14 protein-coding genes are annotated in these 17,170 nt (G+C 57.1%); 7 read left to right on the forward strand and 7 right to left on the reverse strand.

The features are described 5' to 3' along the window. The first annotated feature begins 8 nt into the window (after window positions 1-8). From OQ287_RS06920 to OQ287_RS06935, 4 genes are read left to right on the forward strand one after another with little or no spacing between them, the layout of a single operon-like run. Window positions 9-1,964 (forward strand): (Fe-S)-binding protein, encoded by a 1,956-nt coding sequence (locus OQ287_RS06920; protein ID WP_250934758.1) that lies wholly within the window; start codon window positions 9-11, stop codon window positions 1,962-1,964. Then, on the forward strand, window positions 1,961-3,232 hold the full coding sequence (gene etfA / locus OQ287_RS06925) for an electron transfer flavoprotein subunit alpha (protein WP_265895962.1): 1,272 nt from the start codon (window positions 1,961-1,963) through the stop codon (window positions 3,230-3,232). Before OQ287_RS06920 ends, etfA begins: the two co-directional genes overlap by 4 nt. Then, window positions 3,219-4,034, forward strand: coding sequence for an electron transfer flavoprotein subunit beta (gene etfB / locus OQ287_RS06930; protein ID WP_250934760.1), 816 nt, complete (start codon window positions 3,219-3,221; stop codon window positions 4,032-4,034). Before etfA ends, etfB begins: the two co-directional genes overlap by 14 nt. A 12-nt stretch (window positions 4,035-4,046) precedes the next feature. Continuing rightward, window positions 4,047-4,292: a hypothetical protein gene (locus OQ287_RS06935; RefSeq protein WP_250934761.1), complete on the forward strand. Its 246-nt coding sequence runs from the start codon at window positions 4,047-4,049 to the stop codon at window positions 4,290-4,292. A 67-nt stretch (window positions 4,293-4,359) separates the two neighbouring features. Here the strand turns inward: OQ287_RS06935 and OQ287_RS06940 are convergent, their stop codons facing one another. Continuing rightward, entirely contained in the window at window positions 4,360-5,649 is a 1,290-nt protein-coding gene (locus OQ287_RS06940) for an aromatic ring-hydroxylating oxygenase subunit alpha (protein ID WP_250934762.1), read from the reverse strand. A gap of 370 nt (window positions 5,650-6,019) precedes the next feature. On the opposite strand from OQ287_RS06940, the gene OQ287_RS06945 reads away from it, so the two are divergent. Continuing rightward, the gene (locus tag OQ287_RS06945) at window positions 6,020-7,126 is read left to right on the forward strand and encodes a hybrid-cluster NAD(P)-dependent oxidoreductase (protein WP_250934764.1); all 1,107 of its coding nucleotides are present in this window, start codon (window positions 6,020-6,022) and stop codon (window positions 7,124-7,126) included. Between the two features lie 363 nt (window positions 7,127-7,489). Here OQ287_RS06945 and glyS read toward each other — a convergent pair whose 3' ends face one another. Both glyS and glyQ read right to left on the reverse strand, forming a co-directional pair. Beyond that, window positions 7,490-9,565, reverse strand: coding sequence for a glycine--tRNA ligase subunit beta (gene glyS / locus OQ287_RS06950; protein ID WP_265895963.1), 2,076 nt, complete (start codon window positions 9,563-9,565; stop codon window positions 7,490-7,492). A gap of 3 nt (window positions 9,566-9,568) precedes the next feature. Continuing rightward, on the reverse strand, window positions 9,569-10,534 hold the full coding sequence (gene glyQ, locus OQ287_RS06955; RefSeq protein WP_250934769.1) for a glycine--tRNA ligase subunit alpha: 966 nt from the start codon (window positions 10,532-10,534) through the stop codon (window positions 9,569-9,571). Between the two features lie 138 nt (window positions 10,535-10,672). Here glyQ and rfaD point away from each other — a divergent pair, with 138 nt between their 5' ends. Continuing rightward, window positions 10,673-11,623: an ADP-glyceromanno-heptose 6-epimerase gene (gene rfaD / locus OQ287_RS06960; protein ID WP_265895964.1), complete on the forward strand. Its 951-nt coding sequence runs from the start codon at window positions 10,673-10,675 to the stop codon at window positions 11,621-11,623. Between the two features lies 1 nt (window position 11,624). Beyond that, window positions 11,625-12,626 (forward strand): lipopolysaccharide heptosyltransferase II, encoded by a 1,002-nt coding sequence (gene waaF, locus OQ287_RS06965; protein WP_265895965.1) that lies wholly within the window; start codon window positions 11,625-11,627, stop codon window positions 12,624-12,626. 137 nt (window positions 12,627-12,763) lie between these two features. On the opposite strand, the gene OQ287_RS06970 is transcribed toward waaF, so the two are convergent. The 4 genes from OQ287_RS06970 to OQ287_RS06985 all read right to left on the reverse strand — a co-directional run bounded on the left by OQ287_RS06970 (window position 12,764) and on the right by OQ287_RS06985 (window position 17,168). Beyond that, entirely contained in the window at window positions 12,764-13,129 is a 366-nt protein-coding gene (locus tag OQ287_RS06970) for a tautomerase family protein (protein WP_265895966.1), read from the reverse strand. A 306-nt stretch (window positions 13,130-13,435) separates the two neighbouring features. Next, complete coding sequence (locus OQ287_RS06975) at window positions 13,436-14,488, reverse strand: glycosyltransferase family 4 protein (RefSeq protein WP_265895967.1); 1,053 nt, start codon at window positions 14,486-14,488, stop codon at window positions 13,436-13,438. Further along, a complete protein-coding gene (locus tag OQ287_RS06980) occupies window positions 14,488-15,297 on the reverse strand; it encodes a glycosyltransferase family 2 protein (protein WP_250934776.1) in 810 nt (269 codons plus the stop codon). Before OQ287_RS06980 ends, OQ287_RS06975 begins: the two co-directional genes overlap by 1 nt. Next, window positions 15,294-17,168, reverse strand: a complete 1,875-nt coding sequence (locus tag OQ287_RS06985) for a DUF3413 domain-containing protein (RefSeq protein WP_265895968.1) — start codon at window positions 17,166-17,168, stop codon at window positions 15,294-15,296. Before OQ287_RS06985 ends, OQ287_RS06980 begins: the two co-directional genes overlap by 4 nt. Between the last annotated feature and the right edge of the window lie 2 nt (window positions 17,169-17,170).

The raw sequence follows: 17,170 nt of genomic DNA on the forward strand, positions 1-17,170 counted from the left end.
GCTTTCCGATGCTGAATATTCTAATACCGCTGTTACTGGCGGTGTCGCTCGTTTTGGGTGCTGTTGGTGCGTTTCGTCGCATCGCCATGTGGCGCCGTGGTCGACCATCCCCTGTCAACATCATGAAAGGGCTGGCTTCGATTCCACGGCGCTATCTTGTTGATCTCCACCATGTCGTCGAACGTGACAAGTACATTGCACATACTCACGTGGCTACGGCCGGTGGTTTCGTGGCCTCCATGGTCCTTGCCATCATCGTGCATGGTTTCGATCTGGCCAGTGGTATCCTGGGCTGGCTGCTGCTCGCCTTCACGGCCATCATGTTCGTCGGCAGCGTGCTGGTTTATCGCCGCCGCATCAATCCGCCTGCGCGCCTGTCGAAGGGGGCGTTTCAGCGCCTGCCGAAAAGCCTGATTGCATTTTCACTCGGCATGTTCCTGACGACGCTGCCGGCTGTTGGCCTGATGCCGGAAAATGCTGGAAGCTGGGTATTTGCGCTGGTGCTGGTGGTACTGGTGGCGTGGGGCCTGTCGGAACTGGTCTTCGGCATGACCTGGGGCGGGCCCATGAAGCACGCCTTCGCCGGCGCCCTGCACCTCGGGTTCCACCGCCGCCAGGAACGTTTCGGCGGTGGCCGCTCGACGGGTCTCAAGCCGCTTGATCTGGATGACAGGACAGCGCCATTGGGTGTGATCAAGCCGGAAGAATTTACCTGGAACCAGCGGCTCGGGTTTGATGCCTGCGTTCAGTGCGGACGGTGCGAGGCTGTATGTCCGGCCTTTGCTGCGGGGCAGCCGCTCAATCCCAAGAAGCTGATTCAGGATATGGTTGCCGGCATGACGACCGGCACTGATGCCAAATACGCCGGTTCGCATTATCCGGGCCAGTCCGGTGAGCATCAGATAGGCTCCGGCGGCGTGCTGGTGGCTCGCAAGGGCGAGGCACTGGTTGATCCGGATACCCTGTGGTCCTGCACGACCTGCCGCGCCTGTGTTGAAGAATGCCCAATGATGATCGAGCACGTTGACGCCGTGGTGGACATGCGTCGTCACCTGACACTTGAGTATGGCGATACGCCGGGCAAGGGCGCGGATGTACTGGATAATCTGATAGCAACCGACAACCCTGGTGGTTTCTCGCCCACTTCACGCATGAACTGGGCAGCCGACCTTGAACTGCCGTTGATCAAGGATCGTGAGCGTACCGAAGTACTCTTGTGGCTGGGTGATGGCGTCTTTGACATGCGCAACCAGCGCACGCTACGCGCCCTGATCAAGGTGCTGAGAGCCGCAAGGGTTGATTTTGCCGTGCTGGGCAATGACGAGCGCGACAGTGGGGACCTGGCTCGGCGCCTGGGGGATGAGGCAACGTTCCAGTCGCTGGCCAAACGCAATATCGCCACGCTGGCGAAGCATCAGTTCGATTGTATCGTGACCTGTGACCCGCACAGCTTCCATGTTCTCAAAAACGAGTACGGTGACTTTGGCGGCCATTACACGGTCTATCACCACAGTGGTTATCTTGATCGCCTGATCGGTGCGGATCGTCTGTCCTTTGCGCCGGCCATGCCGGGTACCGTGACGTATCACGATCCCTGCTATCTGGGTCGCTACAACGGTGAATACGAAGCACCACGGGCGGTATTGAAGGCACTGGGCCTGAATGTCAACGAGATGGTGCGGTCCGGATACCGGTCACGCTGCTGTGGCGGCGGTGGGGGAGCTCCGGTTGTTGATGTGCCTGGAAAACAGCGTATTCCGGACATGAGGATGGACGATATTCGCGAGACCGGCGCCGAAATTGTTGCAGTAGGCTGTCCGCAGTGTACGGCAATGCTTGAAGGGGTGGTCGAGCCACGCCCTCAGATCAAGGACATTGCTGAACTGGTCGCTGATGCCTTGACCGACAGGCCTGACCCTCGCCACAAGGCAGATCAACAGGAACCGCTGGAGGTGATCGCATGAGCCTGCCACGTAAGAACCCGCGGCTTGAATGGATTGCTCGTAATCGTCTGCACCCGGATCATGCCCAGGTCATGGCTGAACAGGGTGCTTCAGCCTCCCCTTCACAGTGGATGGGGCCTGCCGGACTTGTGCGTCGTGATCCGCACCGGATTGGCAGCATCGGGCCCAACGGTATCAAGCGTATTGACCGCAGTGGGCTGCTTTCAAGCCAGGCCGCTGCCTCTCCCGGCCGTCAGGCGAAAAGCGAGCCGCAGAAACCGCTGGTCACTATCGATGAGCCGGCATTTATCATCGCTGTTGTGCCTGATATGGCCGGAGGTGAACTGACCAGTCATGACCGGGATGTACTGGGCATGGCCCGTCAGCTGGCAGATGCTGATCCTGCCCGCCAGGGCGCGGTTCTGGCGGTAGTATTTGGCAGCCACCGTGAGACCCGGTTCGAGCATGCCGGTGTAGACCGTCTATTGCATCTCGGCGATGAACGTCTGGAAGGGTACAGCCCGGAACGACGACTGGGACAGCTTGAAGCACTTGAACGCGAGTATTTACCGGAGCGCTGGGTGTTCCCGGATTCCCAGCTGGGTGGGGCTGAGCTTGGCCGTCGCCTGTCGGTACGGCTCAGGGAACGTCCGGCAACGCAGGTCTGGCAGCTGCTGTCACGGGACAACGAGTGGGCCTGTGAATGTCGTGGTGCCCGTGAGCGCTCGGACATTGTCAGAACACTCCCGCGCTGCATTCTGGCACTGGAAGAGTGTGCCGAACCGGTATCGGAAACCCGTCATGAAGTGAGGGCGGTGGAACTGGAAGGCAGCGTGCCGGAAGCCATGATTCGCATTGATAACCTGGGCCAGGTTGCTGTTGACCCGGCCAGCGTGGCCCTGGGCGAAGCCGAGTTTATCCTGTCAGGAGGGAACGGCATCAAAAACTGGGATCGCTTCCATCATGCTGCGGTTCAGCTGCGCGCGGCCGAAGGTGCCTCTCGTGTGGCCGTGGACAACGGATTCATGCCTCGTGAGCGGCAGGTAGGGGCTACCGGAACATGGGTGAGTGCCCGTGTGTATATTGCCGTGGGCATTTCCGGCGCGATCCAGCACCTTCAGGGTATCGAACGCTGTAACAAGGTAGTGGCCATCAACCGTGATATGGGGTGCGATATGGTCAAACGGGCTGATCTGGCTGTCATTGGTGATGCCGAGGAAATACTGGAAGCCCTGGTGGCGTTGATTGATCAGAAACGTACCGAGGAGGCGCGTCATGAAGCGGCATGAATCAATGGCCAGTGGCTCTTCCGGGCTGTCGGTGGCGGTACTGGTATCAACCGGGCGTCATTCCCTTACCGGACGCCCGGGGCGTGCCGATCAGGATGCACGTGCCGTCGAACTGGCCCTTAACGTAGAGAACAGCCATATCCGCCTTTTCCATGCCGGTGAGCCAGGCGAGGAGTGCCGTGAGGCGCTGCGTGGCTATCTGGGGATGGGCATCGATAGTATCTCGCTCATCGAGCAGTCGGCAGATGCTGATGTCAGTGCTGCGCTGGAAGAAATACTGCGGGAGAGCAAGCCTGGGCTGGTACTGACCGGCACTCAGGCGGAGCAGGGCGAAGGTTCCGGGTTATTGCCCTATATGCTGGCGGAATCTCTGGGATGGTCACTGATCGCAGGGCTTGTCAGTATCGAATCGATCGAGGGTAACCAGGCGACAATCCTGCAGGCCCTGCCGCGCGGTCAGCGACGGCGCCTGAAGGTGCGCCTCCCGGCGATTGCCACGGTTGATGAGAGTGCGGCGAGAGCACGACAAAGTGCGTTTGGCCCGGCGCAGCGGGGGCGAATAGATACCATCAGCCATGACAGCAGCACTGACGAAGCGCTGGCAGGGCTCAGTATCAAGGCAGCGCGTGTTCGTCCTAAACGGCTCAAGATCGTAAAGTCCAAATCGGCTCGCGATCGGTTCAAGGCTGCGGCGGCAAAGTCGGAAGGTGGCGCGGGACAGGTACTTTCGGAAGTGAGTGCTCAGGAAGGTGCTGAAGCGATATTCAAGCTTCTTCAGGACGAAAACGTACTGAGTATATAGGAGGATCCTGCAATGATGCTGGTTGATCTGATAGATGAAGTGGATTTCAGGGTGGCACTGCAGGTGCACAAGGTGCCTGTTCAGGATCCGAAGGCATCGGTGGATGTCCTCGCCCGGGAAGCCTTTGAAGCCTGGGAGGCCGGTCAGGCAGAAGGGCTCAAGCCACTGTTTGAACAGTGGCTGGCCTGTGCCGATGCCATTCATCCTGATGTGCTGAGTGCCATTGAGCGCTGGTGGGGCCCTGTCCTCAGGCAATAAGGCTGCTCAGGTATAAAAAAGGCCCGTCCATGGACGGGCCTTTTCGTATATTGCATTGCGCTGGTGATCAGCCCTTCGCCAGTTTCAGATCAGGCGCATCATTGGACAGGTTTTTCTGCATCTGCTCGCTGTACCACGTCACGAATTCAATAACACCAAACTCATAGGTCTTTGAGTAGGGGCCGGGCTGGTAGGCCTTTGAGTTGATGCCGCGCTGGTTGTTTTCAGCGAGCTTGCGGTCCTGATCGTTGGTGGCGTCCCATACACGGCGCATTTCAGCCGGATCGTAATCCACACCTTCAACCGCATCCTTGTGCACCAGCCATTTCGTGGTAACCAGGGTTTTCTGGGCACTGATGGGCAGAACACGGAACACGATCGAATGATCACCCATGAAATGGTTCCACGAGTTCGGAAGGTGAAGAATTCGCAGTGACCCCATGTCCGCGCTTTGAAGGCGTCCCATCAGCTTTTTGGAGGCCGGCTTGCCATCCATGGTCATCGATACCACACCGTTCAGCAGCGGGGTACGCGTCAACCGGTTACGACGGTCGATACGCTTGAGTTCGAAAGGCACGCTCTGGGCGCTCCAGTCCGCCTGCTTTCTGGCTACAAGCGCCTTGTAGTCGTCCGTGGCACGCGGGTCATCGGTATCATCGAACTCGATCAGTGAGTTCAACAGTTCCGGATGGGCGCCGTTGCAGTGATAGCACTCACGGTTGTTTTCCAGTACCAGCTTCCAGTTGGCATCTTCAACGATGTTGGACTCCACGGCGACCTTGGTGTTTTCCATGTCATATGGCTCAAGGTAGTGGTCAAGCGTCTCGAGAAATTCATCGAAGGCCGGTGGCTCATCGCTGGAAATGCAGACGAAGATAAAGCCACCTGAGGTGCGAACATGGATCGGCTTCAGGCCGTAGGCCGTCATGTCGAAATCCGAGCCCATATCGGTACCGGCATATAGAAGCTTGCCGTTCAGTTCATAGGTCCACTGGTGGTAGGGGCACACCAGGCGTGCGACCTTGCCCTTTTCTTCAAGGCACAGCTTGGAACCGCGGTGGCGGCACACGTTGTGAAAACCATGCACGGTATCCTGGTCGCCACGCACGATCACGATGGGATTGTCGCCAATGTTCATCGTCATGTAGTTCCCCTTTTTGGGAACTTCACACGTCATGCCGGCAAACAGCCATTCCTTGCCGTAGATTTCCTTCATGTCCAGAGCAAAGAAACGCTCATCGTTGTAAAAGGGCTGGGGCAATGAGAAGGACGGTTCACGCTCACTCAGCATCTGAGCGCAGGCTGTTCCGATGTCATTGAGGGAGTCTTCAAGCCGTTCGTGGTCGATCAGATGCATAGTGTGTACGTCCTCATAAACTAAGCCTCCCGACCTGCATGGTTCGGGGTAGGGGCCATGACGATAATGATTGTTATATGATCAGGAGCTGCCGCATTGTTTTTCAGGGGCTGGTCGGGCTTACTACTGGCACTGATGAAATGGAGTTTGCGGCAACCCTTATGGGGTGATTTATCTGCCGACGACTTCTGCTGACACCAGAACGGCATGGTGCCTCGGATTCTTTTGTCTGAGTGGCTGTGAGGGGTATGTTGATGTCGCTCAAAGGCAAGTTGCAAAAACAATGCATCGCCAGAATGCCTGAAACGTGAGCCGATCTCCATGATGGACATCGAATTCGAGAAAGCCTGACCGGCAGAGAGTGACCATTATGAGCAGCAGTTTCCTGAACCCGGTAACGACCCAAACCTGGACCAATGGCCGGCATGCAGTACGCTGCGTCAAGATGATCCAGGAGACGCGTGATGTGCGTACTTTCTGCTTCATGGCCGATCAGCCGGTCATGTTCTTCTTCAAGCCCGGTCAGTTCGTGACGCTGGAACTTGAGATCAACGGCCAGACGGTGATGCGTTCCTACACCATCTCAAGCTCACCTTCTATCCCATATAGCTTTTCCATTACCGTCAAACGGGTACCTGGCGGTGAAGTGTCGAACTGGCTGCATGATCACCTGAACGTCAACGACCGTCTGGCCGTGCATGGGCCCGTGGGCAACTTCAATGCAATCGACTATCCAGCGGACAAGGTACTGTTGCTGTCCGGCGGGGTCGGCATTACACCGCTGATGTCCATGACGCGCTGGTTCTTTGATACAAATGCGGCCGTCGATCTCGACTTTGTTCATAGTGCGCGCTCACCCGGTGATGTAATTTATCATCGTGAACTGCTGCATATGTTCTCCCGTATTCCCGACTTCAAGCTGCATCTGGTCAGTGAGCGCAAGGATGATCTGGGTGAGACATGGTCCGGCTATCGCGGCTTTTTGACCGAGCCCATGCTCCGGATGATGGTGCCCGATTTCCTTGAGCGTGAAATCTTCTGCTGTGGCCCGACGCCGTACATGAATGCCATCAAGAACATTCTCGTGGCCAATGATTTCAACATGGATCATTACCATGAGGAATCGTTCGGTGCGACGCCGGTTGACGTTCGTGAGGAAGCTGAAGAGTGGGCTGAACAGGCAGAAGCCGAGGCAGAAGAGATTGATGATCGCGATCTGCTGAGTGTTCAGTTCGCGGCCTCCGGCAAAAGTGTTCGTGTACAGCGTGCCGAGACCGTCCACACGGCGGCGGCCAAGCTGGGGCTTCACATTCCCAAGGCCTGCGGTATGGGGATCTGCGGTACCTGTCGAGTTGCCCTTAAATCCGGCGAAGTGGAAATGGAGCATAATGGCGGGATTACGGAAGAAGATATCGAAGAAGGGTATATTCTTTCCTGCTGCAGTCGCCCGATCGGCGATGTTGTCATCGATTTCTGATAATCGTTCTGACGCCGTGTACATGTTTCATGTGAAACATATACACGCATGATCTTGATCTTGATCTGAAGGGGCAAGGCGTGAAAACGCGATGCCCCTTTTTTCAGGATTTCTCCTGTCGTCACGGCGTTGTGCAGCTCAGAAGCAGGGCGCTCGATGGCTGAGGAAAAGTGGCGATTCGCGCATCTGAATCAAAGCCTGAGTCGGCTGGCGGAACGGGTGGATACCCCTGGCTGAAGAGCGTGCATGTTCCATGGGAAAAATCGGGCAGATCCATGTTTCACGTGAAACACATGATCTGACCGGCCATGAAATCCAGACATGAAAAAGCCCCCGTAAGGGGGCTTCCAAGTAGTACTGTTATCAGCCCTGGGGCAGCAGGGAGATATCCGCTATTTCCAGAAACAGTTGCTGAAGTGAGGCCAGAATCGCCAGCCGATTGCGGCGGATCTGATCATCTTCGGCCATGACCATGACCTGATCAAAAAAGGCGTCAACCGGGCCTTTCAGTTCCGCCAGAGCGTCCAGGGCCTGGGCATAGTCACCTTCGCCTATGAGCGGAAGAGCGCGGTCACTGGCGCTGACGATCGCATCATGAAGCGCCTTTTCGGCGTGCTCGGTCAGCAGGGCCACATCAACCTCATGAGCGACTTCACCGTCCTGCTTGGACAGGATATTGGCGACACGCTTGTTGGCGGCTGCCAGTGCGCGTGCTTCATCCCGCTGGCTGAAGTGATGTACGGCCTTCAGTCGGCGTTCAAAGTCGTAGGGGCGGGTGACCGGCCGAGCTCGAACAGCCTGGTACACTTCCACCGGCATGCCGGCATCCTGTGCCCATGTGCGGAAGCGATCAAGCATATACTCCAGCACATCATTGACTACAGTGTCGGCGTTCGGCAGGTTGCTGTGCTGTTTGGCCGCCAGACCGAGCAGTTCACGCAGGTCGAGGTTGTATTCTCCGCGAACCAGAATGCTCAGTATACTGATGGAGGCGCGACGCAGTGCAAATGGGTCACGTGTTCCGCTGGGCCGCTGGCCGATCCCGAAGATACCGGTGAGGGTGTCCAGTCGGTCTGCCAGTGCCAGTGCTACACCGGTGGGTTCGTCTGGTGTTTCATCACCGGCAAACCGGGGCAGGTACTGCTGATATAGCGCCCGAGCGACGGGCTCGGCTTCTTCATCAAAGCGGGCATAGTAGGCGCCCATGATGCCCTGAAGCTCGGGGAATTCGAGGACCATTTCAGTGACCAGGTCACATTTGGCCAGTTCGGCGGCGCGCTCGGCATGTTCGATCGGGCTGCCGATGGACGACGCTATGGCAGCAGCCACCACGCGGGTCCGGCGGCTCTTGTCTGCCAGGGTGCCCAGTTTCTGCTGGAATACCACCTTGCTCAACTCATCGCAGCGGCTTGCCAGGGTGCGCTTTCTATCGGTTTCAAAGAAGAAGGCGGCATCGGCCAGACGGGGGCGAATAACGCGCTCGTTCCCTTCAATCACCTGGCGTGGGTCACGGCTTTCAATATTGGAAATAGTGATGAACGCCGGAATCAGGTTGTCCTGCTCATCAAGCAGGTGAAAGTATTTCTGATTGGCCTTCATGGACGACACGAGACATTCCGGCGGCACTTCCAGGAAGCGCTCGTCAAAACGGCCAGCCAGCGCAACGGGCCATTCCACCAGTCCGGTTACCTCGGTCAGCAGGTCGTCATCGATGACGGCCGTGGCCTTGAGTGCCTTTGCCTGATCCTGAACCTGCCTCAGGACTTCCTGGCGACGGCGGTTCATGTCAGCCAGTACCTTGCCGCGGGTTTCGAGAACCTCCAGATAGGTGTCGGCATTGACAAGCTCGATGGCCTCTGGCGCGTGAAAACGGTGGCCGTAGGTGATCCTGTCAGAGGTCAGGCCCAGAATGGTGGCGGGGATGACATCTTCACCGTGCAGCATGACCAGCCAGTGAACCGGGCGTGAAAACTCTACGCGTGAATCGCCCCACCGCATGTTCTTGGGTACCGGCAGTTCGTTGACGGCACTCTCGGCGATGGCTGGCATGAGTTCGCAGGTCGACTGGCCTGTCTCGACATGGCGGTGCCCCAGACGCAGCCCCTTGTCTGTATCGATTTCCTCAAGCTCGCTGATATCAACGCCACAGGAGCGGGCAAAACCCAGTGCTGCCTTGGTAGGCTCACCGTCCTTGTAGGCCGCCTTGAGGGCCGGGCCAAGCTTTTCGATATGGCGGTCGGGCTGGATATCGGCCAGACGTTCGATGGCCACGGTCAGACGGCGAGGCGTGCCCCAGGCATGCACCTCACCATGGGGAAGTTCAGCATCGTCCATCTTGCGGCACAGGCCGGCAGCCAGTGCTTCAGCCAGCGGGGCAATGGCGCCGGGAGGTAGCTCTTCGCAGCCCAGTTCGATCAAAAAAGTGCGTTCGTTCGCCATGGCTTACGCGTCTCCTTGCTGTTGTGTATCGTCCTGCATGAGGGCCTCACGTATATGCGCCGGTGCCATGGGGAAACCTGCTGCCTTGCGGGAGGCGTAATAGGCGCTGGCAACATCACGAGCCAGGGTACGCACCCGCAGGATAAAGCGCTGTCGTTCGGTGACGGAAATGGCGTGGCGTGCATCCAGCAGGTTGAAGGTATGTGACGCCTTCAGGACCATTTCATAAGCGGGCAGGGGCAGCGGAGTATCCAGTGCCAGCAGTTTGTTGCATTCGCGCTCGTAGTAGTCAAAGTTGTCGAACAGCGTTGGTACATCGGCATGTTCAAAATTGTAGGTTGACTGCTCTCGCTCGTTTTGAAGGTACACATCCCCGTAGGTGACGATGGAACCGTCTGGTGCCCGCGTCCATACCAGGTCGTAGACGCTATCGACGTCCTGCAGGTACATTGCGAGGCGCTCAAGGCCGTAGGTCAGTTCGCCGGTTACCGGGTAGCACTCCAGGCCGCCGGATTGCTGGAAGTAGGTGAACTGCGTCACTTCCATGCCATTGAGCCATATTTCCCATCCCAGCCCCCAGGCGCCCAGTGTCGGGGATTCCCAGTTGTCTTCCACGAAGCGAATATCGTGTGTGAGCGGGTCAAGTCCCAGCGCTTCCAGAGAACCCAGGTACAGGGCCTGGAAGTCGGCAGGGGAGGGCTTCATTACGACCTGAAACTGATAATAGTGCTGAAGCCGGTTGGGGTTCTCACCATAGCGCCCGTCGGTAGGGCGGCGTGAGGGTTGTACGTAGGCCGCATTCCAGGACTCCGGGCCGATTGAGCGCAGGAAGGTCGCCGGATGGAAAGTGCCGGCGCCCACCTCCATGTCCAGCGGCTGCATGATTACGCAGCCCTTGTTGGCCCAGTATTGCTGCAGGGCAAGAATCAGGCCCTGAAAAGTACTAACGTCCGGTATCGCCTGTGTCATCGGGAAAACACCCCTGTCCCATGTTCATGAATTAATCTGCCGGCAAGTATACAATTAGCGGCTATCGGGTTATAGAGCCGCGTTTAACGCGGCCATTTGCAGACATCCAGTACCAACAGCATTCAACGGAGCAATGTCATGATTGTGGTGACAGGCGGGGCCGGCTTCATCGGGGCCAATATCGTCAAGGCGCTCAACGCGCGTGGACGGACAGATATCGTGGTGGTGGATGACCTCACTGACGGCACCAAGTTTGTCAATCTGGTGGATTGTCAGATCGAGGACTACCTCGACAAGGATGATTTTCTGGCGAGGGTGAAGGCTGCCAGTCTGCCGCCTGTCGATGCCATCTTTCATGAAGGCGCCTGCTCCTCCACGACCGAGTGGAATGGCAGGTTCATGCTCGAGAACAACTTTGAATACTCCAAGGTGTTGCTGCACTACTGCAACGACCGTGGTATTCCTTTTTTGTACGCCTCGTCGGCAGCCACCTACGGTGACAGCGACGTCTTTGTTGAGTCACCTGATTACGAAAAGCCGCTGAATGTGTACGGCTACTCGAAGCTGTTGTTTGACCAGTACGTTCGTCATCACTGGGAGCGTCTGACAACGCAGGTCGTGGGTTTTCGCTATTTCAACGTGTATGGCCCGCGCGAGCAGCACAAGGGCAGCATGGCCAGCGTTGCCTTTCATCATCACACTCAGGTGCTGGCTGGCGAGAACCCGAAGCTTTTTGGAGCATGGGACGGGTATGACGCAGGCATGCAGAGCCGTGACTTTGTCTATGTCGGTGATGTAGTCAGCGTTAATCTATGGTTTCTGGATCATCCGAATATTTCCGGGATTTTCAATCTGGGCACCGGGCGTGCCGAGCCGTTCAAGGCCATCGCCGACACGGTCATCGGTTACTACGGCAAGGGCGCAATTGACTTCATCGACTTCCCCGATCATCTGAAAGGGCGTTATCAAAGCTACACCCGTGCCGATATTACGGCGCTGCGCGAGGCCGGGTATCAGGCACCGTTCAAGACCGTGGCCGAAGGCGTAAGTGAATATCTTGGATGGCTCAACGGCGAGGGTGGCACCTGATATGTCAGAGGTGCCGGAACGTATTCTTGTAGTTGGGCCTTCCTGGGTCGGCGACATGGTCATGGCGCAAAGCCTGTTCAAGACACTGAAGCGCCACAACGGTGCGGCAGTCATTGATGTGATGGGCCCTCGCTGGTCGCTCCCGATTCTGGCGCGCATGCCGGAGGTGCGTCATGCACTGACGCTTGATACCAGCCATGGTCAGTTCGGGCTCAAGGCGCGCTGGCAGCTAGCCCGGCAACTGCGTGGTAAATACGATCGTGCGATTGTGTTGCCAAGGTCATGGAAGTCGGCACTGGTACCTTTCCTGGCCGGCATTCCCCGACGTAACGGCTTTCTGGGTGAGCAGCGCTATGTTGTTCTGACCGAGCGACGCACGCTCGACAGAAAGGTACTGGATCAGACCGTAAAGCGGTTTGTGTCCCTGGGACTGCCGGTAGAAGAGGGGATGCCGCCGTCGGAGATCCCTGTACCATCCCTTGAGCGTGATCCGGACAATCTGGCGTCGCTGGTCACTACGCTGGGGCTGTCATCGGCGCCCAGAATCGGGATGATGCCAGGTGCTGAGTATGGTCCAGCCAAACAGTGGCCATTGACCCATTACCACGCGCTTGCAGCTCGGCTGGTAGCAAAGGGCTATGACGTCATCGTGCTGGGTGGCCCAAAGGATGTTGAGGCCGGGGAGGTTATTGCCGAAGGGCAGCAGGGTGTCTTCAATCTGTGCGGTAAAACCCGGCTTGCCGATGCGGTGGACCTGCTGGGAAGCTGTGAGCAGGTCGTCACGAATGATTCCGGACTGATGCACGTGGCGGCCGCCACAGGAGTCAGGATTCATGCCATCTATGGTTCATCCTCACCCGCCTATACTCCTCCGCTGACCACTGACGCGACGATTCACACGCTGGCACTCTCCTGTTCTCCCTGTTTCGAGCGGAAATGCCCGCTGGGGCATACTGATTGTCTCAACAAGCTGTCGGTTGAGCGGATTGCAGCGTCGATGTAAATCCCCCTCTTTACCGGATTACCGGAAATACGAGGTGGCGTCTGAAAAAGCCCGAATGTTTCACATGAAACATTCGGGCTTTTTGTCATGTCAGTACCGCTGCCTGTCATGTTTCACGTGAAACATGATGGAATGATTCAGTCAGTCACGAACTGCGCGATGCCATCGGAAAAGGACCAGTCAATATCCTGATTTTCCGTAATGACGATCATTACATTTTCGGAAGACACACCGATTTTTTCCGACAGGGCGGCAACTACATCCTGATAAAAGGCTTTCTTCTGGGCATCCGTACGCCCGCTGCGCATGGTCAACTGGAGCGCGACCCGTTCTCCCTGCCGTGTCTGAAGCTCAAGGGCATCAGGGGTCATGGTATTGATAAGGTGGTAGCGGTCATCATCCGGAAAATCCATGGTGCGAATGACAGATGCATTAACGAGGTCAGCGATATCCTTCCGGTGTTCGGCCAGCCCTTCGGTAATGGAAATGGTGACGAGTGGCATGCGGGTAGCTCCTGGGTTGGCGTGTGACGAAGTTACTTTGGCGAACGTCATCGTATTGATGCGTTACCTGAACATCATAGAAGTCTTCGTCCACTGTGAAAAACACGCAGGTAGTCTTTTGATGCAATGCAGGAATGAACGGGAGGTTTCATAAGGATTCAGCGCAGGATGGACATTAATGGTCCCGGTTATATTCGTGCTTTCTGGTCGGCGCTTGCAGGGCATGCATCAAGGGGCGGGGAATGGGGCTGCTATCGAATACGGTGCGTTACCGATTTTTCAGTAGAGCCCCTGGAAGAGACAAGGCTATGTGCGTGCCAGTATTCGGTGATACAGGGCGTGATAACTATCTGCCATGGCTTCCGGCGAAAATTCGACCAGGCGTTGATCGGCACCCTGTACCAGGGCATGACAAAGGGCAGGGTCCGTCAGCATTCGATCGAGCCCCTGGGTCAGCGCCGAGGCATCACCGGGTGAAAATAGCAGGCCGCTTTTTTCGTGAGTGATGATATCGGGAATACCATCCACGTCGCTGGCAATGATGGGGACGTGGTGGTCGATGGCGTCCAGAAGGGTGGAACCCAGCCCTTCGTTGCGAGATGGGAAGGCAAAGATATCCATGATGTCGAAATAGTTTTCGACATCCGGCTGGAAGCCTTCCCAGATCACGTTTTCAAGATCGACGCTTTCGCGTCGTAATTCCTGGGCATCTTCTCCCTCACCCAACAGCAGAAATACCACGTCAGGATGGGAAGGCCCAAGACGCCGGGCTGCTTCCAACAGCACGCGCTGCCCCTTGTGACGATCTACCAGTGCACCGACATGGCCGATGACTGTCTTGCCGGCAAATCGTGTCCTGAGTTCGCTGACCCGCTTGGGGTTAGACGGTACATGGGAGTAGGCGCTGGGAATCAGGGCCGTACGGCCCCAGCGACGTGATTCAAGATGACGCTGGATCACGGAGGAAATGGCAACTGCGACGCTGGCATTGCTGTAGGTAAGCCTGTTGAAGGGCTTGTCCCTGACCGGCTGGGGGACGCGACGGGTCAGCAGGTAAGGGGGGCGCCGCAGTCTGTGATGTACCCAGGCCCAGTGCACTCCCTTGGCTTCATGGGCGTGCACGATATCTGCGGGGACGCCCTGATAATGCCCCTGTAGCTGGTGGCCGGCAGCAATGACGTGCACGTCCACGTCGGCAAGTCTTTCCGGCAATTCGGAGTCGGAACGACACACCAGACTTTGAGTCAGTTGGCCCTTGTAGCGTATGGCCAGCTGCTCAATCAGCAGAACGGTCTGTCGCTCGCCACCGCGGAAGCCGCGGGCAAGATTAACGTGTCGAATATGCAGGGGTAATGTCATCACCAGACCTTATCAAAGTTTTCAGCATCACGGACACGCGCATCACGCTGAAACTCAAGCAGTTTGGCGTACTTCAGGTAGGCATTGGTGGCGGCAGACAGTGACACGGAAAGTCCATCTACGCCTGCAAGACATCCGCCCTGGGCAATGTACTTGCGTAGAAAGGCATTCGCACCGTGGAGTAACGGAGACCAACTGGTGGCACGTTTGCCCTTCAGGTACATGACCTTGGCCGACCGGTTGGAAAAACGGCCGCTGGCCTTGGTGAAAAGCTCGCCCAGGTTCTTGAACGAGTAGTGCTCGATATCTGCATCCAGCCGGCAGGGCGAGGCAGCCTTTACAGAGGCATGCTGGCGGGTTTCGCTGAAACCGGTTCGAGTACGGTCGTACAGGCGGATGCAATAGTCCGGGTACCAGCCGCATCGTTTGATCCAGCGTGAGCCAATGAAGTTACGGCGACGCAGGGCGAATCCGTCATGAGATGTCGAGTCCAGATCAAGTGACTGCAGGACGGCTACGGCCTCATCCGTCAGACGCTCGTCGGCATCCAGCGATAGTACCCAGGTGTGAGAAGCCGCAGCAGGGCCCACATTCTTTTGATAGCCATCACCCAGATACGGTTGATGAATAACCCTGGCACCTGCCTTTTCCGCGAGGTGGCAGGTGTCATCGGTCGAGCCTGAATCCACCACAATCAGTTCGCTGCAGACCCTGCCGAGCGAGGCAAGACAGGCCTCGATGCGCTCGGCTTCATTAAGCGTGATGACCACGCCTGTCAGGGGCAGGGGATTGGCCCGGTGTGTGCTCATGTTCCTGCTCCGGTGTAAAAACGTGACATTTGTCGCACGGCTTCAAAGACGGCCGGGGAGAACGCCTGAGTGGGAGCAGGGTTCATGTCAGGATCGTAGATTTCCCACGCACCATTATCCTTCACTTCGGTAATTCGGTCCGATTCGATAATGCCATACCCCAGATAGCTGTGCGCAATGACCCACGGATGATCCAGTGTGGGGTCGAGCATGTCGCTACCCATGCTGTAATCGGTCGGTGGGTTGCTGCAGTTCAGGGCGTGACGCATCAAGGTTGGCACGACATCGAGGTGGCTGGTAGTGCCTTCATGTACTCCCTTTTCCACGCCGGGCCCGTGAATGATCATGGGCACCTGCGTCTGGTAACGGCTGAAATTGCTGTTATGGCCCCAGAAATTGTGACCGGTATCATTAAATGACTGACCGTGATCAGACGTCACGACGATCCAGGTATTGTCCCACTCTCCATGACGTTTAAGGTCGGCAATGACCTGCGCGATCAATGCATCGTCGTAATGGGCGGCATTGCGATGAAGGTTACGCACCGGGGTAGGGTCTGTATCCTGCCCCAGTTCGGCATATTCCATGCCTTCGCGCGAGGGCTGCCATGGGGCCTCGGCGCCTTCAGGTACACTGTAGCCATGTGGGGCGTCGTAGAATAAAAAGCCGAAATACGGTGTGCCATTTTTTGTCTGACGACGAGTGGCCTGCCATTTCAGCCACTCCGATGTCATGTTCCGGTCCCGTTCGGCGGGCGTTGCTCCCTGATAGGTACGAAGCCTCAGGTCAGGGACCGACGAAAAGACGGTACGGTCAAAACCTACGCCATCGAAACTGGCCGAGCCAAACAGGCCCAGTGGATAATCATGTTTTTGAAGGGTGCGAATGAAGAGGCTGCCTATTTCATTATCGTTCATGACGCCCCAGTAATTACCGGTCAGGCCATAAAACAGGCCGAAAATGCCATTACGCGTGGCGTTTCCGCTACTGACGTGATGGTTGAAACGAAGGGCATCCTGCTCGAATGCACTGTAAAGATGCGGCGTGGTCTTCTGGCTGTATTCATCGAACCGCCATGAATCAAGCGCAATGATGATGATATTGGGTGGGTTTTTTCCGGGAGTGCACTGAAGCGAGTGAGCCGGCCAGTCGAGTGTCGCGGCATTCGGGGTTTTGCTGACATCCAGGCCGCGAGAGCGGGCGGCCCGGGGATCAAGCCAGCCATGGTCTTCCATGAATCCCTTGGCGGTGGCCGGGAACAGCAGGGGGTAGATACTGGCCTGCGCTGTCACGCTGCGCTTGTAGCGGGCATCGGCCACGATATGAATGGCATGGCTGGCCAGCGCCATCACCAGCAGGGTCAGAAAACCTTTCCAGACGGGAAAGCGAATACTCTGTGCCCTGCCGATGATGCGCCAGGCAAGCCATGCTTCAAACAGCAGCAGTCCTGCCATTACACCGATGCCGGTGGCCCAGGTGGTGGCAGAAAAGCTGACGATATCGCCGTCCTCGTTGTGCAGGAACAGGGACAGCATGAAATGATTGATATGGAAGCGATATTGCCCGAAGACGACGGTATCCAGGGCCAGTACCCATAGCCCGATACCGGCAAGCAGTGTCAGGGCGATGATAAGCGGACGTTTTGGCAGTATCAGGGCCAACAACCCCATCGGTAACCAGGCCAGCATCACCAGTAGACCGAAGTGGCCAATCCAGGTGGTCACCAGATAGGCAATGCCCCATGGGTCATCAGGCGTCTCGAGCCAGGGGAGGTATCGGGTCGCGATGGCCCACACCACGAATAGATTGATCAGCGCAAAAAAGGCGCTGCCACGCAGGTAAAAACGTCGGTTGGGGATGAACTTTTCCATAA

Source organism: Larsenimonas rhizosphaerae, assembly GCF_026240105.1.
GTDB classification, from domain to species: domain Bacteria; phylum Pseudomonadota; class Gammaproteobacteria; order Pseudomonadales; family Halomonadaceae; genus Larsenimonas; species Larsenimonas rhizosphaerae.

Excerpts from the sequence above, each read along its gene's own strand:
- OQ287_RS06920 (WP_250934758.1), top strand. The coding sequence starts at position 9 with ATGCTGAATATTCTAATACCGCTGTTACTGGCGGTGTCGCTCGTTTTG.
- etfA (WP_265895962.1), top strand. The coding sequence starts at position 1,961 with ATGAGCCTGCCACGTAAGAACCCGCGGCTTGAATGGATTGCTCGTAAT.
- etfB (WP_250934760.1), top strand. The coding sequence starts at position 3,219 with ATGAAGCGGCATGAATCAATGGCCAGTGGCTCTTCCGGGCTGTCGGTG.
- OQ287_RS06935 (WP_250934761.1), top strand. The coding sequence starts at position 4,047 with ATGATGCTGGTTGATCTGATAGATGAAGTGGATTTCAGGGTGGCACTG.
- OQ287_RS06940 (WP_250934762.1), bottom strand. The coding sequence starts at position 5,649 with ATGCATCTGATCGACCACGAACGGCTTGAAGACTCCCTCAATGACATC.
- OQ287_RS06945 (WP_250934764.1), top strand. The coding sequence starts at position 6,020 with ATGAGCAGCAGTTTCCTGAACCCGGTAACGACCCAAACCTGGACCAAT.
- glyS (WP_265895963.1), bottom strand. The coding sequence starts at position 9,565 with ATGGCGAACGAACGCACTTTTTTGATCGAACTGGGCTGCGAAGAGCTA.
- glyQ (WP_250934769.1), bottom strand. The coding sequence starts at position 10,534 with ATGACACAGGCGATACCGGACGTTAGTACTTTTCAGGGCCTGATTCTT.
- rfaD (WP_265895964.1), top strand. The coding sequence starts at position 10,673 with ATGATTGTGGTGACAGGCGGGGCCGGCTTCATCGGGGCCAATATCGTC.
- waaF (WP_265895965.1), top strand. The coding sequence starts at position 11,625 with ATGTCAGAGGTGCCGGAACGTATTCTTGTAGTTGGGCCTTCCTGGGTC.
- OQ287_RS06970 (WP_265895966.1), bottom strand. The coding sequence starts at position 13,129 with ATGCCACTCGTCACCATTTCCATTACCGAAGGGCTGGCCGAACACCGG.
- OQ287_RS06975 (WP_265895967.1), bottom strand. The coding sequence starts at position 14,488 with ATGACATTACCCCTGCATATTCGACACGTTAATCTTGCCCGCGGCTTC.
- OQ287_RS06980 (WP_250934776.1), bottom strand. The coding sequence starts at position 15,297 with ATGAGCACACACCGGGCCAATCCCCTGCCCCTGACAGGCGTGGTCATC.
- OQ287_RS06985 (WP_265895968.1), bottom strand. The coding sequence starts at position 17,168 with ATGGAAAAGTTCATCCCCAACCGACGTTTTTACCTGCGTGGCAGCGCC.